The 23080-nt window shown below is 68.0% G+C and carries 26 protein-coding genes and 2 pseudogenes; 3 read left to right on the top strand and 25 right to left on the bottom strand.

The window, feature by feature from the left end:
* From F1643_RS18190 to deoC, 18 genes and pseudogenes are all read right to left on the bottom strand, one after another.
* A complete protein-coding gene (locus tag F1643_RS18190) occupies positions 1-807 on the bottom strand; it encodes an alpha/beta fold hydrolase (RefSeq protein ID WP_194914616.1) in 807 nt (268 codons plus the stop codon).
* An 11-nt stretch (positions 808-818) separates the two neighbouring features.
* Positions 819-1574, bottom strand: a complete 756-nt coding sequence (locus F1643_RS18185) for an Asp/Glu racemase (protein WP_304488783.1) — start codon at positions 1572-1574, stop codon at positions 819-821.
* An 11-nt stretch (positions 1575-1585) separates the two neighbouring features.
* On the bottom strand, positions 1586-2806 hold the full coding sequence (locus tag F1643_RS18180) for an FAD-dependent monooxygenase (protein ID WP_194914615.1): 1221 nt from the start codon (positions 2804-2806) through the stop codon (positions 1586-1588).
* A 215-nt stretch (positions 2807-3021) separates the two neighbouring features.
* Positions 3022-3780, bottom strand: coding sequence for an ABC transporter ATP-binding protein (locus F1643_RS18175; protein ID WP_255543008.1), 759 nt, complete (start codon positions 3778-3780; stop codon positions 3022-3024).
* Positions 3777-4565, bottom strand: coding sequence for an ABC transporter ATP-binding protein (locus F1643_RS18170; RefSeq protein ID WP_194914640.1), 789 nt, complete (start codon positions 4563-4565; stop codon positions 3777-3779). The genes F1643_RS18175 and F1643_RS18170 overlap by 4 nt, the downstream gene beginning before the upstream one ends.
* Before the next feature lie 157 nt (positions 4566-4722).
* Positions 4723-5424 (bottom strand): annotated as a pseudogene (locus F1643_RS18165) (branched-chain amino acid ABC transporter permease); the annotation flags it as partial.
* A 97-nt stretch (positions 5425-5521) separates the two neighbouring features.
* Positions 5522-5977 (bottom strand): branched-chain amino acid ABC transporter permease, encoded by a 456-nt coding sequence (locus F1643_RS21815; protein WP_206692552.1) that lies wholly within the window; start codon positions 5975-5977, stop codon positions 5522-5524.
* A gap of 59 nt (positions 5978-6036) precedes the next feature.
* On the bottom strand, positions 6037-6393 hold the full coding sequence (locus F1643_RS21810; RefSeq protein ID WP_206692551.1) for a branched-chain amino acid ABC transporter permease: 357 nt from the start codon (positions 6391-6393) through the stop codon (positions 6037-6039).
* A gap of 39 nt (positions 6394-6432) precedes the next feature.
* On the bottom strand, positions 6433-7584 hold the full coding sequence (locus F1643_RS18155; RefSeq protein WP_194914613.1) for a penicillin-binding protein activator: 1152 nt from the start codon (positions 7582-7584) through the stop codon (positions 6433-6435).
* Between the two features lie 440 nt (positions 7585-8024).
* The gene (locus tag F1643_RS18150; RefSeq protein ID WP_194914612.1) at positions 8025-9665 is read right to left on the bottom strand and encodes an FGGY-family carbohydrate kinase; all 1641 of its coding nucleotides are present in this window, start codon (positions 9663-9665) and stop codon (positions 8025-8027) included.
* A gap of 21 nt (positions 9666-9686) precedes the next feature.
* A complete protein-coding gene (gene rbsK / locus F1643_RS18145; protein ID WP_194914611.1) occupies positions 9687-10610 on the bottom strand; it encodes a ribokinase in 924 nt (307 codons plus the stop codon).
* Positions 10611-10641: 31 nt separating this feature from the next.
* Positions 10642-11214: a DUF4432 family protein gene (locus F1643_RS23875; protein WP_255543004.1), complete on the bottom strand. Its 573-nt coding sequence runs from the start codon at positions 11212-11214 to the stop codon at positions 10642-10644.
* A gap of 537 nt (positions 11215-11751) precedes the next feature.
* Complete coding sequence (locus F1643_RS18135) at positions 11752-12744, bottom strand: ABC transporter permease (RefSeq protein WP_194914610.1); 993 nt, start codon at positions 12742-12744, stop codon at positions 11752-11754.
* A gap of 11 nt (positions 12745-12755) precedes the next feature.
* Positions 12756-13733 (bottom strand): ABC transporter permease, encoded by a 978-nt coding sequence (locus F1643_RS18130; RefSeq protein ID WP_194914609.1) that lies wholly within the window; start codon positions 13731-13733, stop codon positions 12756-12758.
* An 11-nt stretch (positions 13734-13744) separates the two neighbouring features.
* Positions 13745-14332 carry an ATP-binding cassette domain-containing protein gene (locus F1643_RS23870; protein ID WP_255543003.1) on the bottom strand — a complete coding sequence of 196 codons (588 nt, stop codon included), beginning with the start codon at positions 14330-14332 and terminating at the stop codon, positions 13745-13747.
* Entirely contained in the window at positions 14316-15248 is a 933-nt protein-coding gene (locus tag F1643_RS23865) for an ATP-binding cassette domain-containing protein (protein WP_255543002.1), read from the bottom strand. Before F1643_RS23865 ends, F1643_RS23870 begins: the two co-directional genes overlap by 17 nt.
* A gap of 85 nt (positions 15249-15333) precedes the next feature.
* Positions 15334-16239: an autoinducer 2 ABC transporter substrate-binding protein gene (locus F1643_RS18120; protein WP_370540683.1), complete on the bottom strand. Its 906-nt coding sequence runs from the start codon at positions 16237-16239 to the stop codon at positions 15334-15336.
* Positions 16240-16565: 326 nt separating this feature from the next.
* Complete coding sequence (deoC, locus tag F1643_RS23860) at positions 16566-16970, bottom strand: deoxyribose-phosphate aldolase (protein WP_370540682.1); 405 nt, start codon at positions 16968-16970, stop codon at positions 16566-16568.
* A gap of 554 nt (positions 16971-17524) precedes the next feature.
* On the opposite strand from deoC, the gene F1643_RS23850 reads away from it, so the two are divergent.
* A complete protein-coding gene (locus tag F1643_RS23850) occupies positions 17525-17992 on the top strand; it encodes a DeoR family transcriptional regulator (RefSeq protein WP_255543000.1) in 468 nt (155 codons plus the stop codon).
* A pseudogene (locus F1643_RS23845) lies at positions 17943-18161 on the top strand (DeoR/GlpR transcriptional regulator); the annotation flags it as partial. The gene F1643_RS23850 and the pseudogene F1643_RS23845, both read left to right, overlap by 50 nt.
* Before the next feature lie 140 nt (positions 18162-18301).
* Here F1643_RS23845 and F1643_RS18105 read toward each other — a convergent pair.
* The 5 genes from F1643_RS18105 to F1643_RS18085 all read right to left on the bottom strand — a co-directional run bounded on the left by F1643_RS18105 (position 18302) and on the right by F1643_RS18085 (position 21511).
* Positions 18302-19093 (bottom strand): EamA family transporter, encoded by a 792-nt coding sequence (locus F1643_RS18105; protein ID WP_255542999.1) that lies wholly within the window; start codon positions 19091-19093, stop codon positions 18302-18304.
* A gap of 326 nt (positions 19094-19419) precedes the next feature.
* Positions 19420-20286, bottom strand: coding sequence for a hypothetical protein (locus tag F1643_RS24280; protein WP_194914608.1), 867 nt, complete (start codon positions 20284-20286; stop codon positions 19420-19422).
* The gene (locus F1643_RS18095; protein ID WP_194914607.1) at positions 20286-20798 is read right to left on the bottom strand and encodes a hypothetical protein; all 513 of its coding nucleotides are present in this window, start codon (positions 20796-20798) and stop codon (positions 20286-20288) included. The genes F1643_RS24280 and F1643_RS18095 overlap by 1 nt, the downstream gene beginning before the upstream one ends.
* Positions 20795-21130 (bottom strand): hypothetical protein, encoded by a 336-nt coding sequence (locus F1643_RS18090; RefSeq protein WP_194914606.1) that lies wholly within the window; start codon positions 21128-21130, stop codon positions 20795-20797. Before F1643_RS18090 ends, F1643_RS18095 begins: the two co-directional genes overlap by 4 nt.
* Positions 21131-21265: 135 nt before the next feature.
* Positions 21266-21511, bottom strand: coding sequence for a hypothetical protein (locus F1643_RS18085; protein WP_194914605.1), 246 nt, complete (start codon positions 21509-21511; stop codon positions 21266-21268).
* Between F1643_RS18085 and F1643_RS18080 the strand changes: the two genes are divergently transcribed.
* Positions 21510-21707, top strand: a complete 198-nt coding sequence (locus tag F1643_RS18080) for a hypothetical protein (RefSeq protein ID WP_194914604.1) — start codon at positions 21510-21512, stop codon at positions 21705-21707. The two genes, F1643_RS18085 and F1643_RS18080, sit on opposite strands and share 2 nt — an antisense overlap.
* Before the next feature lie 682 nt (positions 21708-22389).
* On the opposite strand, the gene F1643_RS18075 is transcribed toward F1643_RS18080, so the two are convergent.
* Both F1643_RS18075 and F1643_RS18070 read right to left on the bottom strand, forming a co-directional pair.
* The gene (locus tag F1643_RS18075; RefSeq protein ID WP_194914603.1) at positions 22390-22536 is read right to left on the bottom strand and encodes a hypothetical protein; all 147 of its coding nucleotides are present in this window, start codon (positions 22534-22536) and stop codon (positions 22390-22392) included.
* A gap of 41 nt (positions 22537-22577) precedes the next feature.
* On the bottom strand, positions 22578-23080 hold a 503-nt coding region (locus tag F1643_RS18070), incomplete at its 5' end, for a hypothetical protein (protein WP_194914602.1).

Raw genomic sequence — 23080 nt, 5'->3', positions numbered from 1 at the left:
TCAGACCGGCTTGCCGAGAAAATCGCCGAACGCGCGGTAGAAGCCTTCCTCGTCGTCCCAGGGGATCATGTGCCCGGCGTTCTCCACGCGGACGACGCCGATGGCGGGGTTGAGGCCGCGGATCTCCGCCTCCTCATCCGGCAGGATCACGTCACCGCGACCGGCGGCGATCAGCAGGGCCGGGCAGCGGACGCGTGGGATATCGGCGTGGATGTCGTCGGTCCGGAAGCCCTCATAGGCGGCGACGATGGCCCGCTCGTCGCAGGTGTGCAGCCATTCGGCGCGCAGGCGCAGCTGTTCGTCGGTCCAGGTCGGGCAGAAGGGACGCATCGCCTCCAGATCGGCACCCTGAGTCATCAGGCGGATGGAATCGACATACCAGGGAAGCTGCGCCGGATAGGGGCGGCGGCCCGGCCCCGACACCGGCGGATCGACCATGACGAGGCAGCCGGGCTCGGCCCCATGACGGCTGACCGCGCGCAGCCCGATGCGCGCACCCATGGAGTGCCCGACCAGCGCATAGTCCTTGAGCCCCAGCGCCGCCGCGAAGGCCGCCACGTCGGCGGCCATGGCGTCCAGCCCGTAGTCGAGGCTGTCCGAGGCTTCCGACAGTCCGCGGCCCCGCACGTCCAGCACATAGGTGTCGAAGTTGCGGCCGAAGCGTTCGGCGACGAAGCCCCAGGTCGGCGCCGGGCTGGTGATGCCCGGCACGATCACCAGCGGACGGCCGCTGCCGCCATAGCGCAGGTAATGCTGGCGGATGCCGTTGGCGCGGATGTTGGCGCCGTATTGGAAGGTGCTGTCCATGCCGTTCTCCCTCAATAGGCGCCGGACAGCAGCGCACCGGCGCCGGGCACTGCCGTCTTCAGATCCAGCGCCTTCAGCTTGGCGTAGGTGGTGGCGACGGCGGCGGTGACCACCGGCTTGCCGGTCATCGCCTCGACCTTCGCGATCACCGGCAGCGACGGCATCTGCACGCAGGCCGACAGCACGATTGCATCGACGTTGCGGGTGTCCATGCCGGCGACGATTTCCGGCAGGCGTTCGGGGTCGTGGCGGCCGACGGCGATGTTGTCGGGGATCTCCAGCGCCCGCCAGTCGGCGACCTCCACACCCTCATGCTCGATGTAGTCGATGACCAGCTTGGTCAGCGGCTTCATGTAGGGGGCGACCAGGGCGATGCGCTTGGCGCCGATGACGGGGAGCGCATCGACCAGGGCGCCGGCGCTGGTGATGACCGGGGCCGGCGCGCCGTTCTCCACCGTGCGGCCCTGCAGCCGCTCCTGCGAGACCCGGTGATAGCCGCGGCCCATGCTCATGATCGCGACGAGGCAGGCATAGCCCAGCACGTCGACTCGGGCGTCGGTGAGTTCCAGCGCGCAACGGTCGGACTCGCCGTCCATCGCCGCCAGTTCCTCCTTGGCGACCGTCTTCATGCGCATACGGCTGGAATGGAAGGTGAAGCGGGTGCCGTGCGCCAGCGCGTGGGCGGTCAGCATCGCCGGGATCTCCGTCTCCATCGTGGTGTTGGAGCTGGGGACGATCTGGCCGATGCGATAGGTGCGGATGGTCATTGCGGGCGTCCTCAGGCGGCGAGTTCGGAAGCGGCGGCGACGCCGGGGCGGAACTTGCGGGCGTCGTATTCGTAGACCCAGTTGGCCTGGATGCCGGTGGCCTGCGGGTTGATCAGGCCGCGCAGCCAATAGACGAAGTCGCGCTTGGCCTGGGCGAAGGGCGAGGGCAGGTGGTAGGTCCGCCCGCGTTCCCGCGCCTCCAACTGGACCCGGCTGGTGCGGGGCAGCCGCTCGCGCTCATAGTCGCGCAGGGCGGCAGGCACGTCGCGATCATGGCCGTCCAGCGAAGCCGCCAGCACATAGGCGTCCTCGATCGCCATGGCGGCACCCTGCGACAGGAAGGGCAGCATCGGGTGGGCGGCGTCGCCCATCAGAGTCACTCGGCCCTTCGACCAGCTCGTCATCGGATCGCGGTCGAACAGGCCCCATTTGTAGACGGTGTCCACCCGCTGGAAGAGCGTCTCCACATTGCGGTGCCAGCCCTGGAAGGCGCTCAGCAATTCGCTGCGGCTGCTGGGCGCGTTCCAGTTCTCCTCCACCCACTCGCTGGTCTCGGCAACCGCGACAATGTTCACCGCCTTGCCGCCGCGGACATAGTAGGTGACGACATGGCTCTTCGGGCCGAACCAGAAGGACGCCTCCGGCGCCACGAAATCCACCGGGCCGCCGACCGGCACCACGGCGCGATAGCACATATGGCCGGTGAAGCGCGGCGCTTCCGGCCCGAACAGGGCGGTGCGCACGGCGGAGCGCACGCCGTCGGCGCCGACGATCAGGTCGGCCTCATACTCGCTGCCGTCGTCGAAGCTGGCGACGGCGCCGTTCGGCTCCTGCCGGACGCCGGTGCAGCCGACGCCGAAGGTCGCGATGGATTCCGGCACCACCGAGGCGAGGATGGCATGCAGGTCGGCGCGGTGGATATGGATGAAGGGCGCGTCGTACAGCGTCGGGCAGTCGGTCAGCGGCGTGCGGAAATTCTCCCTCGCCGTGCGCCAGTTGCGCCCGACCAGCGCCTGCGGCAGGAAGCCCGCCTCCAGCATCTTGTCGAGCAGGCCCAGGGTCTTGATGACCTTGACGGCGTTCGGCGTCATCTGGATGCCGGCGCCGATTTCGCCGAAGCCGCCGGCGCGCTCGAACAGACGCACCTCGAAGCCCCGTTGCAGCAGGCAGCCGGCCAGCGCCACGCCGCCGATGCCGCCGCCGACGATTCCAATCCGCGGTTTGCTTCTCACTCTATCCCTCCTTCAGGGAGATGCCGATAATTAATCGGCCGGCTGTTTAATTACTATTTGCGCTTGGCCTCAGTGGGTTGGTTGCTGCCTGCCCCCACCCTGACCCTCCCCCGCTGGGCGGGGGAGGGGGCAAGTGCTGCTTCGGAAGGGCGGCGGCAGTTCCCTCCCCCGCCCAGCGGGGGAGGGTCAGGGTGGGGGTCTAACGCGCCCGCCGCTCACCCGCCCAGATACGCCTTCAGCAGTTCCGGGTCGCCGCGCAGTTCGGCGGCCGGACGGGCCGCGGCGATGCGGCCGGTCTTCACCACATAGGCGCGGCTGGCGACCGCCAGCGCGTTGTGGATGTTCTGTTCGACCAGCAGCACCGTGACGCCATGGGCGTTGATGGCGCGCACCACCTCGAACACCTCCTCGGCCATGCGTGGGCTGAGGCCCAGGCTGGGCTCGTCCAGCATCAGCAGGCGGGGTTCCGACATCAGCGCGCGGGCGATGGCCAGCATCTGCTGCTCGCCGCCGCTGAGCGTGCCCGCCATCTGCCGGGCCCGCTCGCGCAGGCGCGGGAAGCGGTGAAAGGCCATGCCCATACGGGTGCGCACCTCGTCCTTCGAGCGGCAGAGATAGGCGCCGAGCGCGATGTTCTCCTCCACCGTCATGCCGGGCCAGACATGGCGTTCCTCCGGGCAATGGGCGATGCCGGCGGCGACGATCTCCTCCGCCGGGCGGTTGGCGATCGATTTGCCGTTCCAGGCGATGCTCCCCGACCGCGCCTTCAGCAGGCCGGAGATGGCGCGCAGCGTCGTGCTCTTGCCGGCGCCGTTGGCGCCGATCAGCGCCACCGTCTCCCCGGCATGGACGTCGAGCGAGATGCCGTGCAGCGCCGCGGTGCTGCCGTAGGAAACATGCAGGTCCCGCACCCGCAGCACCGGCTCCGCCGCGCTTGCGGCTGCGTCCGGGGCGTCCATGGTGATCGTGCTCATGCCGCCGCCTTGCCAAGATAGGCCTCGGCGACCTTCGGGTTGTCCAGGATCGCGCGCGGTTCGCCTTCCGCCAGCATCTGGCCGAAATTCAGCACGACGATGCGGTCGCACACCCCCATGACCAGCTCCATGTTGTGTTCGACGATCAGCAGCGACTGCACCGCCTTGCCGACCAGCGTCTTCAGCGTTTCGCCGAACTGCATGGCCTCGTGGCTGTTCAGCCCGGCGGCCGGTTCGTCCAGCATCAGCAGGGTCGGCTTGGCCGCCAGTGCCACGGCGACCTCCAGCAGGCGAAGCTCGCCGCAGGACAGCAGATGCGCCGGGGCGTTCATGCGGCGGGACAGGCCCATGGTCTCGACGATGGCGGCCGCGCTCTCCCGCGCCTCGCGTTCGGCGCGGCGGACCTTCTCGCCGGGGAAGAAGGTGGCGAGCAGCGACTGGCGGCCTTCCATGTAATGGCCGGTCAGCACATTCTCGAAGACCGTCAGCCGCTTCATCACGTTGGTCTTCTGGAAGCTGCGGATCAGGCCGAGCCGCGCGATGGCGTGCGGCTTGTGGCTGGTGATGTCGGTGCCCTTGAAGAAGACCCGGCCCTCGGTCGGCGTGTAGAAGCCGGTCAGCATGTTGAAGCAGGTGGTCTTGCCGGCGCCGTTGGGGCCGATCAGCCCGACGATCTCGCCGGGAGCGACCGCGAACCCCACCTGCTTCACCGCGGTGATGCCGCCGAAGCGCATCGTCAGGTTCTCGGCCCGCAGAAGCGGCTCGCTGTTGCGGAGGGCGGTCATACGGTGCGCTCCTCGATGGCGGGGGAGAGGACGGGGCGTCGCCGCGCTGTTCGCGGCGGCGGGCGACGAAACCCATCAGGCCGTTGGGCAGGAACAGAACGATCGCCATCACGATCAGCCCGAACAGCGACAGGCGCAGCTCCTGCAACTCGCGCAGATATTCCTCCAGCAGGGTGACGATGACCGCCCCCACCACCGGGCCCAGCAGCGTGCCCTTGCCGCCCATCAGCACCATGATGATGATCGTCGCCATGAAGGCGAAGCGGAACACCTCCGGCCCGACGAAGGAGATGTAGAAGGCATAGAAACCGCCGGCCAACCCCGCCAGGAAGGCGCCCAGGACGAAGGCCTGCATGGCGGTGCCGAAGGGGTTCACGCCGATGGATTGCGCGACGTAGCGGTTCTCGCGCACCGCCACCGCGGCGCGGCCGGCATTGGAATAGACGAAGCGGTAGGACAGGTAGAAGGTCAGCGCCGCCAGCCCCAGCGCGATGGCGAGGAAGGCGCTCTTGTCGGCGATGCCGCCCTGGCCGACGCCGGCCAGCCCCATCGGACCGTTGGTCACGGCGATCCAGTTGTTGGCGACGATGCGCAGCACCTCGGCGAAGGACAGGGTGACGATGACGAAGTAGGGACCCTGCAGGCGCAGCGTGATGGCACCGATGGCAAGCCCGAACAGCGCGGCCACCACGCCCGCCGCCGGTATCGCCGCCCACATCGGCCAGCCGGCATTCACCGACAGAAGCGCCGCGGTGTAGGCGCCGGTGCCGAGGAAGGCGGTGTGGCCGAGCGAGAACTCGCCGACATAGCCGACCACCAGATTCAGGCTGTTGGCAAGGATGGCGTAGAAGATCGCCATGATGGCGAGGTGCAGGATGTACTGGTCGGTGATCGCGAAGGGCAGCAGCGCCGCCAGGACCCCGAGGCCGAGGAGGATGTTGCGTTCGAGCGTCATGTCAGGCCCTCTCCGCCCGGATCGAGAACAGACCCTGCGGCCGCAGCACCAGGATCAGGATGACCAGCAGGAAGCCGATGATGTCGACCATGCCGGTGGCGACATAGCCGCCCCACAGCGCCTCCGCGACGCCCAGCAGCAGTCCGCCGGCGATGGCGCCGGGGAAGCTGCCCATGCCGCCCAGGATCACCACGACGAAGCTCTTCAGGCTGACCAGCCCGCCGACCGACGCCTGCGCCGAATAGATGCTGGCCAGCAGCATGCCCGACAGCGCCGACAGGGTGCAGCCCAGCGCGAAGGTCGCGGCGTAGACCTGCTTGGTGCGGATGCCGGCGAGGCTGGCGGCCATCGGGTCCTGGAAGGTGGCGCGCATCGCGCTGCCCAGCCGGGTGCGGTGGATGATGGCGTGCGCGCCGACGATCAGCGCGACGCCGATGACCATCGCGAGCAGCCGCATCTTGGTGATGGTGACGGGACCGAGGAAGATCGGCCCTTCGGTGATGGCGCGGGCGACCTTCAGCGGCGCCGGGCGATGGCGAGCAGGGTGATGTTGACCAGGAAGATCGACAGGCCGATGGTCAGCAGGATGCCCGGCTCCTCGCCCTGGCCGCGGACGCGCTCGATCAGGAAGCGGTCCACCAGCCAGCCGAAGCTGCCGATCGCCAGCGCCACCAGCACCAGCCCTGAGAAGAAATCGAGCCCGAGGTGGGTGGTGACGAACCACCCCACCACGCCGCCCAGCATGTAGAATTCGCCATGGGCGAAGTTGACCACCCGCATCAGGCCGAAGATCAGCGTCAGCCCCAGCGCCGACAGCGCATAGAAAACGCCGACCACCAGCCCGTTGGTCAGGAATTGCAGGAACAGATCCATTGCAGTCTCAGCCTCGCTGTGGCGTGGGGCCGTGCCGGCTTACTGCGGCGCTTCGACGGGGGAGGATGCGACGACCTTGGGCGTGCCGCCTTCGATGCGGACCAGCACGGCGTCGAAGCCATAGGCCTGGCCCTTGGCGGTGAAGCGGTATTCGCCGTTTGGCGCCTTGTAGTCGGTCTTGCCCAGTGCCGTGCGGATGGCCTCGGCATCGGTGCTGCCGGCCTGGGCGATGGCCTGCGCGGTGATGTTCAGCGCGTTGTAGCCGGCCGCCCCGTACTTGCCGGGCTTCACCTTGTACTTGGCCTCATAGGCCTTCACGAACTCGTTGTTGCGCGGGGTGTCGACGCTGGAGACGTAGGGGACGGCCGCATAGATGCCTTCGGCCGCGTCGCCGGTCAGGTTGATGAAGTCGGCGGTCGCCCAGGAACCGACGCCGAACACCTTGCTCTGCACGCCCATTTCCTGAAGCTGCTTGACCAGGATCGAGCCGTCCTGCGTTTCCGCCGCGACGAAGATGCCGTCGGGCTTGGCGGCGCGCAGCTTGGTCAGCAGGGTGAAGAAATCGGTGGAGCCGTGGTCGAAATACTCGGTCAGGGCCGTCTTCACGCCCAGCGCCGACAGGTCGCGGGAGAATTCCTCCACCCCGCCGCGGCCCCAGTCGTCGTTGACGCCGACATAGGCGACGGATTTCAGTTTCAGATCGTTGGCGAGGATCTTGGCGAAGGCCTTGGCCATCAGCGCATCGGTTTCGGCCGCGCGGAAGAACCAGGGGTTGTTCTGTTCGGTCAGCGCGGCGCTCGACGACACGCCGGTCACCAGCGGAATCTTGTATTTCGCCGCCACCGGCATGATCGCCGCGGTGGCGGAACTGCAGAAGGCGCCGACCAGAACGGCCACTTTGTCCTTCTGCACCAGCTTCTCGACGGCGTTGACCGAGTTTGCGGGGGCGCACTGCCCATCCTCGATCACCAGCTCGACCGGCTTGCCGAGCACGCCGCCTTTGGCGTTGATCTGCTCGACCGCCAGCTTGGCGCCTTCGACCACCGACTTCCCGTTATAGGCGACGGATCCCGTCAGTGGCTCTACAAGGCCGATCTTCACGCTGTCCTGCGCGTTGGCCGAACCCGATGCGGCGATACCGGACGCGGCCACGCCGGCCGCAAGCGCGCATCCCAGAACATTGCGGTACATCTTAAACCCTCCTGTCCCTTGGGGAATGTGTGGAACTGGTCGTGATCCCACGCCTGCGCGGGTGCCGTGCCTGTTCGAAGGCGCGCGCAGGGGTTGCCCCCATTCGGGGTGCTTATGCGCCGTATTCCATACGGTTAGGCAATTTTATTATTCGCCCAATTAATTCTTGTCCCAACGTTAACGAGGGCCGGCGCCCCCTGTCAATCCCGATTATCGGCCTGCCTGCCGACCCGATCGGAGGATTTCACGCTGCATCGCAAAAGACGGGCCAGAGTGGGCAACCGGCGGAACGCGGCGGTTCCCGCGGTCCATGGAGGTGGGCACATGGAAGATCAGGGGGATAGGAGTGCCCAAAATCCGCGCATGCACATGCATTCCAGGCAGGCCGCCCAAATCCTGGGCAGCTGCCGGAGTGAATGGACAGTGACGTGGCGGAGGGGTCACCCGGCGGCGGCCATCAGGGCGCGGTAAGCCATCTGGTCGTCGTGAAGCCGCAGGAAGACGCTGTATTTGGCGTCGTGATAGGCGCGTAAAGGCCCTTCGGCCGGCTCGATGCTGCGGCCGGCGCGGGTCATGCCGGCCATGCCGGCGGCGATGTCGGGGAAGGCGCCCGCCGCGACGGCCCCCAGAACAGCGGAGCCCAGAAGCACCGCCTCCGGTTCCTCCGGCAGGACAAGGGTGCAGCCGGTGGCGTCGGCATGTGCCTCCAGGAACACCGGATTCTTGGTGCCGCCGCCGCAGGCGAGAATGGTGTCGATGGCGTAGCCGGTGTCGTTCATCGCCGCGACGATGTGACGGGTGCCGTAGGCCACCGCCTGCACCGTCGCCAGATAGAGCAGCGCCAGATCCTCCAACCCGTCCGACAGGCGAAGCCCGCTGACGGCGCCGCGCAGGCTGGCGTCGGCGCGCGGCGAGCGGTTGCCGTGGAAGTCGGGCAGCACATGCAGGTCGCGGGTCAGCATCGCCATCGGCCCGCCGCTGCGCTCCGCCAATGCGGCAAGTTCGTCGTTCAGCAGTTGGTAGACGGTCGTGCCGCGCCGTTGCGCTTCGGCAACGAGATCGGCATGGCGGGGATGGCCCTGCACCACATGGTCGATCAGCGCGCCGGTCGCCGACTGCCCGCCTTCGTTCAGCCATAGGCCCGGCAGCATGGCGGAGTGGTAGGGTCCCCAGACGCCGGGGATGAATCGCGGTACAGCCGGGCTCATCACCATGTGGCAGCTCGACGTGCCGCCGATCAGCGCCAGCCGCCGGTCGTAGTCGATGACCTCCCCGGCGGATACAGGGGCGCCGATGACGCCGATCCCGCCGGCATGGGCGTCGATCATGGAGGTGCCGACCGCGATGCCCGGCGTCAGGCCAAGTTCGCGCGCCGCTTCGACGGTCAGGCCGCCGCCGATGGCGCTGCCGACCGCCCCGACATCGGTGCCGATGCGCGCATGACCCTCATCCACCACATCGCCGAGCCCGATGGCGCGGAAATAGGAATCGTCCCACCGTCCCTCATGGCCGAGATAGGTCCATTTGCACACCAGCGAGCACAGCGACCGCCGCGTCGATCCAGTCGCCCTCCAGGTCAGGAAGTCCGGCAGGTCGAAGAAATGGGCCGCCCGGCCCCAGCTTTGCGGCAGCCTTTCCTTCAGCCACAGCAGCTTGGGCGTCTGCATTTCCGGCGACAGCCGGCCACCGACATAGCGCAGCACCTCATGGCCGCCGGCATTGATGCGGTCGGTCTGGTCGATGGCGCGGTGGTCCATCCAGACGATGACGTTGCGGGCGTCGTCCCCAGCCGGATCGACCGTTACCGGCCGTCCGGCGGCGTCCAGCACCACCAGCGAGCAAGTGGCGTCGAAGCCGATGCCGACCACCTCCGGCTTTTCGGCGCAACCCTCCATCGCCTCGCGCACGGCAGCGCAGACCGCGCTCCAGATGTCGTCGGAGGACTGCTCCGCCCATTCCGCTTCCGGTTTCCACATCCGGATCGGGCGGGAGGCTGCGGCCAGCCGGTGGCCGGCCAGGTCGAAGATGCCGGCGCGGACGCTGCCGGTCCCCACATCCACCCCGATCACGGCGCGCGTCATGGCATGTCCTCCGTCTGACAGTTACAGGCTGGCGCAGAACGCCTCGAACGCCTCGCGGCTGGCATAGGATTTCTGGGTTCCCGGCCGGGTGATGCTGTCGGCGGCATAGCGCACCGCCATGTGCAGCGCGGCGTCGAGGTCCCGGTTCTCCACATAATAACGCGCAAAGCTGCCGATGAAGGCGTCGCCGGCCCCGGTGGTGTCCACCGGCGTGACCCGCACCGGTTCGATCCGCCGCGTGTCCTCGCCCTTCGTCACCAGCAGTGCACCGCGCGCGCCCAGCGTGACGATGACGGTGCGGATGCCGCGTTCGATCAGGGAGCGCGCCGCCGTCTCGGCCTCCGCCTCCGAATTCACGGCCAAGCCGGAGATGGTCGCCAGCTCGGTCTGGTTCGGCACCAGGAAGGTCACCTGCTCGATGCGCTTGGGGTCGAGGTCGGCGGGCGCCGGGGCCGGGTTCAGCAGGGTCTCGATGCCGTGCTGCGCACCGAATTCAATGGTGTGGTAGATCGTCTCCAGCGGTACTTCCAGCTGCATGACGATCAGGTCGCAGCCCTTCAGATCGTCGGCGGCGCGGTCGACGTCGGCGGGCGACAGCAGGGCGTTGGCGCCCTTGATGATCAGGATGCTGTTCTCGCCCGACGGCTCGACGAAGATCGGGGCGACACCGCTGGAGGTGCCGGGCACGCGCTCGACATAGCGGGTGTCGATCCCCGACGCCTCGAAGTTGCGGATGGTGTTGTCGGCGAAGATGTCGTCGCCGACCTTGGTGACCATCATCACCTCGGCCCCTAGCCGGGCGGCGGCGATGGCCTGGTTGGCGCCCTTGCCGCCACAGCCCATCTCGAAGCGCGGCGCCTCGATGGTCTCGCCGGGGCCGGGCATGCGGGCGGTGTAGGTGATCAGGTCGACCATGTTGCTGCCGACCACGGCGATCTTGCCCATCTTCGGTATCTCCTTGTCACAGCGCCCTAAATCACAGCGCCCGGATGGCGCATTCCTCGGCTTCGGCTTCGTCGGCGGTCAGGTAGCCCAGGCGTACGGAAAAACGTCGCGTCTCGCCGCCCGCCAGTGTCTGGACATTGCCCTTCATCGCCTCCGCATTGTAGCCCTCCGGTTCGCAGGTGGAGGGCAGGGCGAAGGCGCAGACCTTCTGGTCGCTGTTGACCAGCACCCAGCGCACCGTCTTGGGGAACTCCCGCGTGCTGTAGGCGATGTGGAAGGCGTCGCCCTCCCGCCGCCGCATCATCACGGCGGTGCCGCCATCCTCGTCGGTGCGCAGGCCGCGGATGTAGAAGACCTGCTCCGGGTCGTAGCGCTCGGGCTCGTCCAGCACCTCCATCACCGCCGGATCGCGGGCGAGGTCGGACAGCAGCGCGTCATAGGCGGGGCTGCGCGGCACATGGGCCGGCACCGCGGTGCGCACCGCCGTCGCCTCCGGCGTGAAGGGAGCGGGCTGGACGATGCGCGCGCCCTCGGCGAAGGCGAAGTTGACGTGGCACATGTACATCAGGTCCATCGTCGCACCCGACAGGTTTTCCACCTCCATCCGGATGTCGAACAGGGCGGAGCCGGGGCGCAGAAACCACGCGCGGGCGGGCAACGTAATGGGCGCCGAAGCCCATCACATACTCGCGCCGGCCCGTCAACGCCATGTACGGCCCTTCGTCATCCTCCCCCACCTCCAGCCCGGCGGCGTCCATCGACGCGCAGGGCATTTCGCCATGCAGAGGATGGCTGTCCTGCGGACCGGGGCAGCCGTTGCGCAGCAGCCCGGAATGGAAGGCGAAGCAGCCGTAGGTTCCGACGATCTCGCTGGCCGGGCGCGGCATGTCGAACATGTTCGCCATGGTCAGGTCGACGCCGTCGAACACGGCATCCCACACCATCTGCCCGTAATAGGGCAGCACCACCAGATGGCCGCGCCGGTTGGACAGCCGCACCGCCTCGATCCCGCTGTCGTAGCGGAACAGGCTGGCGGTCATGCCGTGCGCTTCGGCGATCGGGCGCTCCGCCTCGCCGAAGAAGCTCTTGCGGAAATGGATCGCGGTCCGGACGTTCATGGGAGGTCCCCCGAAGAAGCGGGCTAGCGGGTGCGGTTCTTGTAGGCGTTGATCACGATGACCAGCAGCAGGAACGCGCCCCAGATGAAGTCGATCAGGTGGTTTGAGAAGCGCAGGATCTGGAAGCCGCTCGACAGCAGCATCAGGGCCGCCACGGCGATGGTGATGCCCAGAACCGTGCCGCGCCCGCCGGCCGGGTTGGTGCCGCCCAGCACGGCGATCAGCACCGCCTGCAGCAGATAGGAGTTGCCGTAGTCCGACTTCGCCGCGTTGGTCCGCCCCGACAGGATGATCCCGGCGACCGACGCCAGCACGCCCGTCAGCATGTAGCTGTAGAGCACCATGCGCTCCCGCTTCAGCCCGGCGAACAGCGCCGCCTTCGGGTTGGTGCCGATCAGCATCAGGTTGATGCCGAAGGCGGTGCGGGTCAGCATGAAGGCGATCAGGGCGGCGATGACCGCGAACAGCACGAAGGGCGTCGCCAGTCCCAGGATCTTGCCGTTGCCGAGGAAGGCCCAGGCGGTGGGGAAGCCGACGATGGCCGGCCCGCCGGTCAGCACGATGGCAAGCCCGGTGAAGACCTGTCCCGTGCCCAGCGTCGCCAGGATCGGCGTGATGCCCATCCGGGTGATCAGCAGCCCGTTCACCGTCCCCGCCACCAGCCCGGTGCCGAGCGCGACGACCCCGCCGAGCAGGACGGTCAGGATGCCGGCGTCGGCGATACCGGCCGCACCCGCCAGCTTGTGGAACAGCACGCCGGCCAGGATGCCCGACAGATTGGCGACACCCACCACCGACAGGTCGATGCCGCCGGTCAGCATGGCGATCATCATGGCGATGGAGAGCAGCCCCAGTTCGGGGAAGATGTAGGTGATGGATTCGAAATTATAGTAGCGCAGGAACTTGTCGGGGCTGAGCGCCGTCATCACGGCGAAGATCAGCACCGTCATCACCAGAAGCTGGACGATGTTGTTGTCGCGGTTGAGCAGACTGCGGATGTTCATCTGTGCCTTCATGATCCGCCTCCTCACGCCGTCCGGCGACGGTCGCGCCAGGCCGACAGGGCGGTCGCGACGATGACGATCGACCCCACGACGACGAGCTGCCAGGTGGTGTCCACGCGCATGATGATCAGGCTGTTCTTGACCATCACCAGCATGAAGACGCCGAGCATGGTGCCGAGAACGCTGCCCCGCCCGCCGAAGATCGACGCCCCGCCCAGCACCACCGCGGCGATCACGTCCAGCTCAAGGCCGACGAAGTCGCGCGGGTTGGCCAGCCAGATCATGCCGCTGTGCAAGAGGCCGGCGAAGCCGGCAAGGGCGCCGGCGACGCAATAGATGAAGAAGATGGTCTTGCGCAGGTCGAATCCGGCGCGCCGCGCCGCCTCCGGATCGCCGCCCAGCGCATAGGCGCTGCGGCCGATCATAGTGTAGCGCAGCACCAGATGCATGGCGACGGCCAGCCCGACATAGATCAGCACCATCGCCGTCAGGCCGTAGGTGGTGCCGTCGGCCTTGGTCACGCTGACCACGTCGGTGCGGGCGAAGTCGATCAGCGCGGTCGGCATCTTGTTGATGTTGATCATGCTGGTGCCGACGACGCCCAGCAGGAAGCCGCGCACCATGGCGCTGGTGCCCAGCGTCACGATCAGCGGGATCATGCGGAATTTGTAGACGAAGAAGCCGTTCACCGCGCCGAACAGCAGCCCCATGATGGTGGCGGCCAGCAGCGGCAGCACGACGCCATTGTATCCCAGCGCCAGCATGCCCTTGATCGTCAGGTACATGGAGGCGACGGCGAAGGCCGGGAAGGACACGTCGATGCCGCCGGAAATCAGCACCAGCAGCACGCCCAGGGCCATGATGCCGATGATGACGTTGCTGCGCATCAGGCTGAAGAGGTTGTCGAGCTGCCAGAAGGCAGGGTTGATCGTGCCGATGAGGACCATGGCGAGCAGCAGGATGCCCGCGATGACCGTTTCCGACCGGCGGAGCAGGGCCATCGGTTCCTCCCCTAGGTAAAGGTCTTGAGCCGGTCGCTGACCGTCTCTTCGGTGACGTCGGCGGCAGGCAGATCCTCGATGAAGCGCCCGCGATGCATCAGCACGATGCGGTTGCAGTTCTGCACCAGCTCCGGCACGTCGTCGGAGATCATCAGCACGGCAAGGCCGTGATGCTGCGCCAGTTCGCGGATCTTGGCGTGGATTTCCGCCTTCGATCCGACATCGACGCCGACGGTCGGACCGTTGAGGATCAGCACGCGTGCATCGGTCAGCAGCCAGCGGGCCAACACCACGCGCTGCTGGTTGCCGCCCGACAGCTGCATCACCGGCTTCTCGGCAGTGGGGGTGGCGATCTGCATGGCGCGGACCATGCCCTGCGTCATCTCCTCCGCCCGCTCGCGGTCGATCACCAGCTTGCGCGCCAGCCGTTCGTAGGAGGTGGCGAGCATGTTGCGCTTGATGCTCTGCGGCAGGAACAGCCCTTCGGTCAGCCGGTCCTCCGGGACATAGGCGATGCCGGCGGCGATGGCCTCCTGGGTCGAGTGCAGCCGCACCGGCGCGCCGTCGATCAGGATTTCGCCCTCATGGCGCGGGACCATGCCGAAACAGCGCCAGCGCCAGATCGGTGCGGCCGGAGCCCAGCAGGCCCGACAACCCGACGATCTCGCCCGGCCGGATGGCGAGGTTCAGCCCCTCGCATTTGCCGGGCAAGGTCAGGCCGCGGATCTCCAGCCGCGGCGGCACCGGCGTGCCGGCGGGCGGGGTCCAGACATAGGGTTCGTTGAGGATGTCGCCGCCGGTCATGTGGCGGGTGATCGACGCCTCGTCGAAGTCGCCGGTCGGCCCCTCAGCCACCTTGCGGCCGTTGCGGATGACGGTGATGCGCTCGCTGATCTCCAGCATCTCGCGCATCTTATGACTGACGAACAGAATGGCGATGCCGCGCGCCTGGATGTCGCGGACGATGCGGAACAGCGTCTCGACCTCCTTGCGGGTCAAGGCCGTGGTCGGCTCGTCCATGATGATCAGGCGGGCGTCGGACATCAGGGCGCGGGCGATGGCGACCAGCTGCTTGCCGGCGGTCGGCAGCGAGGCGACCTCCGCATCCAAATCCAGCTCCACGCCCAGCCGGTCGACCGCCTCGCGGGCGATGGCGCGGGTGCGCCGCCAGTTCATCAGGCGCCGCTTCTCGCCGAGATGGACGTTCATCGCCAGATTCTCGGCGACCGTCAGGTTCCCGAACAGGGAGAAGTCCTGGTAGATGACCTGGACGCCGTGGGCGATGGCCTCGATCGGCGACATGGCCGGCACCGGCTTGCCGTCGATCAGGATTTCGCCGCCGTCCGGCTGGTAGACGCCGGACATGATCTTGATGACGGTGGATTTGCCCGACCCGTTCTCTCCGGCCAGGCAATGGATCTCGCCGGGCTTGATGACCAGGGACATGGCGTCCAGCGCGACGACGCCGGAAAACACCTTCCGGATGTTCCGGAGTTCGATGAAACCGTCTGACATGTCTTCCGCCCGGCGGTTCGAGGAAAGGATGAAGACGGGGGCGCCGGCAGCCGTCCGCCGGCCATCGGCGCCCGCCTTCAGGTCATCAGAAGTCGTAGGCGTCCATGTTTTCCTTGGTCACGCCGACCCAGCCCTGGCCGTACAGCAGGTTGGCCTTGGCGCCCTGCGGCGTGGTCAGGTTGGTGTAGCCGGGCAGGCCCAGGTTCAGGCCGGCCTTGATCTGGTCCTTCTTCCCGTCCAGGGCCATCACCGCCATCATGTTCATGGCATAGCCGGCGACCGCGGGATCCCAGAACTGGATGTACTGGATGTCGCCCTGGGCCAGATACTGGCCGGCGACCGAAACCAGACCGGTGCCGGAGAAGAACAGCTTGTTCTTCAGGCCGCGTTCGGCCACCAGACGCCCGGCACCGGCCGAGGTCGGCATCGGGCCGCCGATGATGCCCTTCAGGTCCGGATAGGTGGTCAGGACTTCCTTCAGCTTGTTGTAGTCGGTGTTGGCGTCGTCATAGGTCTCCAGACGGTTGGTCACCATCTGCATCTTGGGGAAATTCTGCTTCTGGTAGGCGATGGCGCCGTCGATCCACTCGTTCTGCGATTTCGAGGTCAGGCTGCCGACGGTGCAGACATACTTGCCTTCGCCGCCCATCGCCTTGCCCAGCACTTCCATCAGCTTGGCGCCATAGGCGAAGTTGTCGAAGGCCTCCAGCACATAGTCGGCGTTCTGGATGTTCGACGCCTCATGCGCGATCACCACGATGCCGCGGTCTCGCGCCTTCTTCAGCACCGGCTCCACCGCCTCGACGGAGAAGGGGACGATGGCGATGGCGTCCACGCCCTGGGCGATCAGGTTCTCGACCAGCTGGACCTGTGCCGCCGCGTCGGCCTGGCTCGGCCCCACCATCCAGGTGTCGTGGCCGGTGTCGCCGGCGAACTGCTTCACGCCGTCGCGCATGCGGTCGAACCAGGCGATGCCGTCGACCTTCACCACGGTGGCGATGGGAGTATTTCTTCTTGGTGGCGTCGGACTTCAGCGTCTTGACGGCATCCGGGGTCGGAACCGGATCGGCGGCCATCGCCGGCCCGGCGACCAGCGACGCGGCGACGATGAGCGAAGACAGCAACTTCTTCATGTTGGCGTGACTCCCATGGCAGGCGATGTGCGCCGCAAGGTGGGGGAGGGGGAAACCTCGACCCGCCGACGGCGCCGGGGTGTTTGCCACCCCCTTCCGCGTTCCGTTTTTCGTGATGCCGTGCCGGCTGGGACGGACGGAACACCCGCCCGACCAGCACGCTGTGCGGCAAGGGTCTGCGGCGTCAGCCGCCGACGATCGCCACGCTGGCGCTGGCGCCGATGCGCGAGGCGCCGGCCGCGATCATGCGGCGGGCATCCTCGGTCGTCCGCACGCCGCCCGACGCCTTGACGCCCATTTCGTCGCCGACGGTGCGGCGCATCAGCGCCACATCCTCGACGGTGGCGCCGCCCCCGGCGAAAGCCGGTGGAGGTCTTGACGAAATCGGCCCCGGCCTCCTGCGACAGCGGCAGGCCAGAATCTTCTCGTCGTCGGTGAGCAGGCAGGTCTCGATGATGACCTTAAGCAGGGCGTCGCCGCAGGCGCGCTTGACAGCGGCGATGTCGTCGCGGACTTCCGATGTCCGGCCGGCCTTCAGCAGGCCGATGGGGATCACCATGTCGACCTCGCGGGCGCCGTGGCGGACCACCCATTCCGCCTCGTCGGCCTTGATCGCCGTGGGGTCGGCCGCCGAAGGGGAAGCAGATCACGGCGCAGGGCGCCACCGGGGTTCCGGCCAGCCGCTCCGTCACCAGCGGGATGAAGACCGGGTTGACGCAGACCGCCTTGAAGCCATGCGCGCGCGCCTCGTCGCACAGCCGCTCGACATCGGCAGGCTGGGCGTCCGGGCGCAGGATGGTGTGGTCGATGAACGGAGCCAGACCGGCCGACTCCGTCGGGACGCTGGGAACGGGCATCTTGGTCCTCCCGGGGAGACCCTTTTCGCCGGGCCTCTCCTCGATTGTCGCCGTGATGCCAACCCCGTATGTTCCGGTGTTAACATCCTAACATTTTCTGAAAGGATAGTTTCACGCTGCCGCGCAGTGTGTCAAGATCAATGCATGCGATTGTGAGTTTGGCTACGGCCATGCCGTTCCGGGGATCGCGCCATTGGGGTTAACCCGTTTGGATTGTAGGCTGCGGCCGTGCCCGGGCAGGGCGGAACCGGCCGGGTGGGAAGCGCTACGGGATGCGGATATGTCGATGAGAAGGGCCGATCGCCTCGACCGGTTACAGACTGCGCTGGATGCCGGCGGATATCTTCGGCTGAAGGACGCGGCCCGGCTGCTGGGCGTCTCCGAGATGACGGTGCGGCGCGACATCGCGTCCTGCGGCGGGCGCTTCGCCTATCTCGGCGGCTACATCGCCGGCGGGCTGGAGAGCAGCGGCGGCATGGGCTACATGCTGGACCGGGAGCGCGACGCCCATATCGAGATGAAGCGGGCGGCCTGCGAGGCGGCGGCGACCCTGCTGAAGCCTGGGGAGACGGTGTTCATCGACTGTGGCACCACCACCACCCACCTCGCCAGCCGCATCCCGGCCGACAGCCAGATCACGGTGGTCTGCTACGCCATGAACATCGCGGAGATCGTCTGCCGCAAGCCGGGGCGTGCGCGTGGTCATGCTGGGCGGCCTCTATCACGCCTCGTCGGCGTCCTTCTCCAGCCCTGAGTCGCTGGAGATGCTGCGCGGCATCGGCATCAACACCGCCTTCATCTCGGCCGGCGGCGTGCACGAGTCGCTGGGAATCAGCTGCTCCAACTTCCACGAGGTGGAGATCAAGCAGACCGCCATCGCCAACGCCGTGACCAAGGCGCTGGTGATCGACACCAGCAAGTTCGATCAGGTCAAGCCGGCCTTCTTCGCCAAGCTCGACAGCTTCGACATCCTCTGCTGCGACCGCGGCCTCGACGGCGAGCGGGCAGGGCGGCTCACGCGGCGGGTGTCCGCATCGTACCGGCCTAAGCTGCAGAACGCCGATCAGCCTGATTTGGCTTTGCCCAGCGCGCTGCCGGCCGAGGCGCACATGATGCAGGCGATGGCCGCCCACTGCACCCAGCTCAGCCGTTCGCCCAGCATCAGGAAGCCGATCAGCGCCGCCACGGCCGGCGACGCGCTGACGGCGAGGCCGAACACGGGGCCGGGCAGGCGGCGGAGCGCCATCATCTCCAGCGTGTAGGGCAGCATGCTGGACAACGCCGCCACCGCGAGGCCGACCGCCAGCACGGACGGGACCAGCAATCCGCCGCCGGCATGGGCGATCCCCAGCGGCACCGTGAAGCTGGCGGCGACCAGCATGCCCCAGGCCACCGCCTGTCCGCCGGGCAGGGAAGAGGCGCGCTTGCCGAACACGATGTAGAGTGCCCAGAAAAGCGCCGCCGCCGCCGCATAGACGACGCCCAGCGGGTCGAGCGCGGTCGCCGCCTGTTGCAAGGGCAGCAGCAGGGCGAGCCCGGCCGCGGCGCAAGCGATCCACAGGAAATCCTTCAGCCGGCGGGAGCCGAGCAGCGCCACCGCCAGCGGCCCGGTCACCTCGATGGCGATGGCGATGCCGATGGGGATCAGCTCCATCGCGCGGTAGATCGACAGGTTCATCGCCCCCAGCGTCGTGCCGTAGACCAGCAGGTTGCGCAGATCGCCGCGGCCGGGTCGGCTGCGCCAGGGCCGCAGGATCGCCGCCAGCATCAGCGCCGACAGCCCGACCCGCAGCGCCGTGACGCCCTCCGCCCCCACCAGCGGGAACAGCGACTTGGCCGATGCGGCCGCCGACATATTGCGACAGCAGCGAGGCCAGCAGGAGAAGCAGGGGAAGCGCCGCAGGCTCCGTCCTGCCGGCGGTCGTCGGATCGGTGGAGGCGTTCGCCACGCTCGGGGGCTCCGGATTGAGGGTGGGTGCGGACGAAAAGATACTGTGACGGAATGGCGCTGAGCGCTTAAGTTTTGCCCCATCGACGCATCGTTATTTCGCAAGAGCCCCCATGCGCTCAACAACCGCTCGGCCTCCGGATCAGCTCGACGACCAGGACCGCGCGATCCTGCGCATCCTCCAGCGTGTAGCGCGCAAAATGGTTTGACGTGAGACGCAGCGTGGTTTGACGTTACGGCAGCGCCACCGCCGCATCGACGTCGTAGACGTAGCTCTGCCCGGTCTCGACATCCTCTAGGATGACCCTTCCGTCCTGCCCATCGGCGCCGTCACCATCACCCGACGCGGTGCCGAGGCCACCCTCCCCACGACCGGCGAAGGCGCTGTAGTCGCCAATGGTGCCGCTGTAGGGCAGGTTGTCGGCCGCGCTGAAGCTGTTGCCGCGACAACTGTTGCTGGCCGGCCCGCCGGCGTCGCTTCCCCAGTTGCCAGCATTGCCGCCCTTGTCATGCCCGCCACCACCGCCGCCGCTGCCACACCCCTCCTGTCCAGGCGGTGGGGATGCACCCTCTTGCCCTGCACCGTCGGCCCCGGCATAGGTGCCAGCCGTATACCGGTCGAGGTCCGCGACGATGAATAGACCGGCGGCACAGGCGCCCTTGCCACCCGGCGTGCCGGGCGCCACGCCACGCAGCACGCTGGCCACGCGCAGAGCCGTCGACCCACCGCCGCCGCCACCATACCCGGCGGCTCCTACCGTCCCTGGACAGCCGCCACGCCCGCCGACGCGCCAGCCCCATCCGCCGCCCCCGGCACCCCCCTGGTCAAATCGCGGATCCGGATCGAGGCGCGCCCGGCGACCCTTACCCCCGGTTCCGCGCCGCCCAATGATGATCTCCGCAAGATCACCTTGTGGGGCATAGAAGTCGAATTCGACCGGCACCGCCCCAAGCCCCACATTGATGGCATTGAGGCCATCCTGACCAGCGACAGAGCCGTCAGCGCCGCCGGCACCGCCTGTGCCGCCCAGCAGGCGCGCGCGGTAGCGCTTGAGCCGCCGCTCGCCGGCCATCATCAACCCGCCGCCACTGGACAGCATTACGGCGTCTCCTTGGCGATGCTGGCCGAGGCCCGGCCCCGACGTCTCCGATACAGGATGTGCACGCGCCACACGTCCCCGGCGGCCATGACGATGGTGTAGGCGGCTCCAGAGGGCAGCTTGTAGCTGGGGTCGATGGTCACGGTCGCGGCACTGGTGGCGTGGAGAAAGATCGCCCCCTCCCAGACCGCCGCCGCCCCCAAGTCGGCCAGCCCGACCGCGAGCAATGGCCCGAGCGTCCGGTCGGCGGGCACGGTCCAGTCCCACACTTGGCCCAGCCGCACATCCAGGGAGACGGTGGCCGCGTCCATCACCTGCAGGTCGTAGGAGGTGACAGGACCCGTCAGAGCGCCGCCCGCCCGCGGCAGGGCGGCGCCGGCCGTTGCCTGTGCCGCCGTCAGGCCGGCCGTGTGCGCGGCCACCGTGGCAACCAGCCCCGGCAGCTGCTCGACCGCCTCGACATGCCCCGGCCCCATCAGGCCGGCGCGATAACGACTTGCGATGTACCTCATAGCTGCCACCCCCGCCGCGGGGCGGCGATCTCGGCCAGCGTGTAGGGGGCGGCGGCGACCACGATGGCCGCCCATGCCTCTGGATCAGCGCCGGCGCGAGGGCCGATGATGTTGAGGTGCCACCGCGCGTCCACCACTGCGGGCGCGACCTCCTGCCCGCTGGCCGGATCGATCAGAGACGGCGTCAGCACCAGCGGGCCGATGGGATCGACGTAGCAGGCATGACAGATGGTCAGCCACCGCTCGCCATCATCGGGATCGGTCACCCGCAGCATCGGCAGGGCAGAGATGAGCGCCCGCTCGTCTCCTGCCCTCAATCTCAGCGTCTGCATTTCCCCTCCTACGCAGCAGTCAAAAGCGGCAGGGTGTCGACGCCCACGGAGCGAGACCACACGGTCAAGCGGTCGATGTGCCCGAAATACCCGCTGAACGCGGCGAACCCGCCGATCCCAAGCGTCGTCAGGCCATTAGGCACCGCGCCAGAGGCCGCCGTAGCAGGCGCCCGCACCTTGAGCGCTGATTGCAAAACTACCGGCCCGCCACGTGATCGCCACGCGCTTGGGCATGCCCGCCACCACCGCCCCACCCGGCAGAGAGCCTTGAGACGCTCCGGCGGCCGTGATGTCGTAGGAGAGGGACCCGGCGCTGATCAGCAGTCGCAGGAAATTGGCTGCGCTCCCGTCGTGCAGCGAGACCAAGTTGCCGGTCTGCATGGCCCCGAGCGGCCTGAAGCTGATAAACAGCGCGCCCTCCGTCGCCGACCACCCCGGCACCGACGCCAGGGGCAAAGCACTGGCGTCACTTCCGCGCGTCACCGTCCCGGTGGGCGTCGGGATCGGAGAGGACGGCCGCGTGCCCGGCTCCACCTGCGCCGCCGCCAGGTACATGCCGCTGACGCCGTCGCCCTGATAGCTCGTAGCCCCTGTGGCCGATCTGAGCCGGACATAGAGCGCAGTGCCGGCGACGGTGGCGGTGCCACTGACCCACGGCCGCCAGTAGCGGCCCCACGGCTCAATGCCGCAGTCGCCGACGCCAGTGGCGAGCGCGACCGCGCCGGTCGACAGGTCGAAATGCGCAAGGCAAATGATGCCATCGGTCGGGATTGTACAGCATCAACTCGCCGCGGGTGCGTGGCCTCGGGCGCGGCATACACCGACCCACAGCACACCGCACCCGCCGTCGCCGTGGAGCCCTGGTAGACGGTGTGAACACCATTGCTGCCATCCTCCACCACCTTGTCGGCTGGTCGCCGCCCCGTCCGGGCCGATCGCCGGCATTCGCGACAACGGTTGGCGCCGACGCGGGTCCACTGGCCCGGCGTCAAAGGCACCGTTGTTGGCCGTCAAGAGGTTGGGCGCCAACCGTTCACAGCGCAGACCCAGCACCGCCCCGGCGGCGTCATACTCGATAGGCGGCACTCCCGCCGGCACGTAGGTCAGCAGCCCGACTGTCCGCCCGCACCCACTTGCCCGACCCGCCCTGTATCACCCCAGGCCGGCACGCCCGCCGGGATCGCAGAAGCGCAGATCGACGACCGGCGGCAGCCCCACGATCTCGGTCACGTCGACGTGCTGGACGATGCTGGCCGCCGTCAGTGCCGACTGCGCCGCCTCTGCCCTTGCGGCCGCGCCGCCTCCACCGCCGCCGCATCGGCTGCCAGGCGGTCGCCATGCGCCACCGCCGCATCCGCGCTGACATCGGCCGCCGCCTCTCCCACATAGGCCGCCGCGTCCCCCACATCCGCCAACGCCGCCGGAAAGTTGGTGACATGGCCGGCCGTCAGCCCGTCATCAGACTCATCCAGCCCACCGGGGTTTTCCTCCGGATCGTAAGCGTTCTCGTTGTGTGGCGGTCGCGCAAACGCTCGATCGCCGCGGTCGGGCGGGTCGTCGTCATCCGATGATCCAGCAGTTTCAGGGTGGCGACCACAGGTCGCCGTCGCTCTGCGTGACGGGGATGGTCCCATCCTCCAGCGTGGCGAGCTTGACCCGCCGCCACTGGTGACGGCCTTGCGACATCCTCGATCATCAGCAGCGGATCGGTCTTGCCCGCACGCAGACCGATGTCGTGCATGCGCATCGCCTCATCCTCGGCGAGGTCGTCGAAGCGCGACTGTTTTACACACCGGCGCCAGGCCGGCGATCCGGAATGCGCCGGCGCCGGGCGTGGTATCCACGGGCTGTTGTCGACGGCTCCAGCACCATGCCCCAGTTGTGCGGCCAGTCGGCGGAATGCGCGGCCGATCCACAGATGGGCCGAGGTCGAAGCGGCCGACCACGGTT

This window comes from Azospirillum sp. INR13, from assembly GCF_015390205.1.
Taxonomy (GTDB): Bacteria; Pseudomonadota; Alphaproteobacteria; order Azospirillales; family Azospirillaceae; genus Azospirillum.
This window is presented reverse-complemented; position numbering and strand designations above follow the sequence as displayed.

Bases quoted from the DNA above. Each gene is read 5' to 3' on its own strand.
- F1643_RS18095 (WP_194914607.1), bottom strand. From the start codon at position 20,798: ATGAGGTACATCGCAAGTCGTTATCGCGCCGGCCTGATGGGGCCGGGG.
- F1643_RS18090 (WP_194914606.1), bottom strand. From the start codon at position 21,130: ATGCAGACGCTGAGATTGAGGGCAGGAGACGAGCGGGCGCTCATCTCT.
- F1643_RS21810 (WP_206692551.1), bottom strand. From the start codon at position 6,393: ATGGATCTGTTCCTGCAATTCCTGACCAACGGGCTGGTGGTCGGCGTT.
- F1643_RS18135 (WP_194914610.1), bottom strand. From the start codon at position 12,744: ATGAAGGCACAGATGAACATCCGCAGTCTGCTCAACCGCGACAACAAC.
- F1643_RS18080 (WP_194914604.1), top strand. From the start codon at position 21,510: ATGGCCCCGAGCGGCCTGAAGCTGATAAACAGCGCGCCCTCCGTCGCC.
- F1643_RS18085 (WP_194914605.1), bottom strand. From the start codon at position 21,511: ATGCAGACCGGCAACTTGGTCTCGCTGCACGACGGGAGCGCAGCCAAT.
- F1643_RS18155 (WP_194914613.1), bottom strand. From the start codon at position 7,584: ATGTACCGCAATGTTCTGGGATGCGCGCTTGCGGCCGGCGTGGCCGCG.
- rbsK (WP_194914611.1), bottom strand. From the start codon at position 10,610: ATGGGCAAGATCGCCGTGGTCGGCAGCAACATGGTCGACCTGATCACC.
- F1643_RS24280 (WP_194914608.1), bottom strand. From the start codon at position 20,286: ATGCTGTCCAGTGGCGGCGGGTTGATGATGGCCGGCGAGCGGCGGCTC.
- F1643_RS18105 (WP_255542999.1), bottom strand. From the start codon at position 19,093: ATGTCGGCGGCCGCATCGGCCAAGTCGCTGTTCCCGCTGGTGGGGGCG.
- F1643_RS23850 (WP_255543000.1), top strand. From the start codon at position 17,525: ATGAGAAGGGCCGATCGCCTCGACCGGTTACAGACTGCGCTGGATGCC.
- F1643_RS18175 (WP_255543008.1), bottom strand. From the start codon at position 3,780: ATGAGCACGATCACCATGGACGCCCCGGACGCAGCCGCAAGCGCGGCG.
- F1643_RS21815 (WP_206692552.1), bottom strand. From the start codon at position 5,977: ATGCGGCTGCTCGCGATGGTCATCGGCGTCGCGCTGATCGTCGGCGCG.
- F1643_RS18150 (WP_194914612.1), bottom strand. From the start codon at position 9,665: ATGACGCGCGCCGTGATCGGGGTGGATGTGGGGACCGGCAGCGTCCGC.
- F1643_RS18170 (WP_194914640.1), bottom strand. From the start codon at position 4,565: ATGACCGCCCTCCGCAACAGCGAGCCGCTTCTGCGGGCCGAGAACCTG.
- F1643_RS18190 (WP_194914616.1), bottom strand. From the start codon at position 807: ATGGACAGCACCTTCCAATACGGCGCCAACATCCGCGCCAACGGCATC.
- F1643_RS18130 (WP_194914609.1), bottom strand. From the start codon at position 13,733: ATGGCCCTGCTCCGCCGGTCGGAAACGGTCATCGCGGGCATCCTGCTG.
- F1643_RS23870 (WP_255543003.1), bottom strand. From the start codon at position 14,332: ATGGTCCCGCGCCATGAGGGCGAAATCCTGATCGACGGCGCGCCGGTG.
- F1643_RS18185 (WP_304488783.1), bottom strand. From the start codon at position 1,574: ATGACCATCCGCACCTATCGCATCGGCCAGATCGTCCCCAGCTCCAAC.
- F1643_RS23865 (WP_255543002.1), bottom strand. From the start codon at position 15,248: ATGTCAGACGGTTTCATCGAACTCCGGAACATCCGGAAGGTGTTTTCC.
- F1643_RS23875 (WP_255543004.1), bottom strand. From the start codon at position 11,214: ATGGAGGTGGAAAACCTGTCGGGTGCGACGATGGACCTGATGTACATG.